The organism is Streptomyces doebereineriae (genome assembly GCF_031845645.1).
GTDB classification, from domain to species: domain Bacteria; phylum Actinomycetota; class Actinomycetes; order Streptomycetales; family Streptomycetaceae; genus Streptomyces; species Streptomyces canus.
Genome location: NZ_JAVREZ010000213.1, coordinates 1 through 468 on the forward strand (window position 1 = coordinate 1; position 468 = coordinate 468).

Here is a 468-nt window from a genome sequence, read left to right on the forward strand (position 1 = left end):
TGTTTACTCCGCCCTAGTCCCCGATAGAGACTAGACGGTATGAGTGGCTTGGGCCTCGCTCACATGTGAACGTGGGTTGCCGACAGGAAACGGATCCCGCCACGGACTACCCGTGCGGAACCGCCACGTGATTCCTTCCAGGATCAGTCGGTGATCGCCAAATCTCCCGCCGCACTTGCCCTCATCTGAGGGCATCAACGGCTCGACCACCGCCCAGAACTCATCAGAAATCACACCCATCCGCGTCACCGGCCAATCCTCGCTGGCCAGCACCCCGAAGTTCGGAGACATGCCCTAGCCGCTTGACGATCCACTTCCGACAATTTGTTGGTGACGTTGGAATAGTGGGCTTCTGCCGAATCATCAAGAGGCTCGCGGGTTTCGTTGGCGAGATCGCTGAAGAGGGTTAGCGTGTCGATGCGGAGTCGTCCATAGTCGCGGTCGACGCGGGTCCAGTGCGTGCGTCCC

Annotated in this window: 1 protein-coding gene and 1 pseudogene; both read right to left on the bottom strand. The window is 59.8% G+C overall.

All coding sequences use genetic code 11. The features are described 5' to 3' along the window. Positions 1 to 93 precede the first annotated feature (93 nt). Positions 94 to 249, bottom strand: a pseudogene (locus RNB18_RS51520) (transposase); the annotation flags it as partial. After that, a partial coding sequence (locus RNB18_RS51525) for a hypothetical protein (RefSeq protein ID WP_311720999.1) occupies positions 246 to 468 on the bottom strand: 223 nt, incomplete at its 5' end. The gene RNB18_RS51525 and the pseudogene RNB18_RS51520, both read right to left, overlap by 4 nt.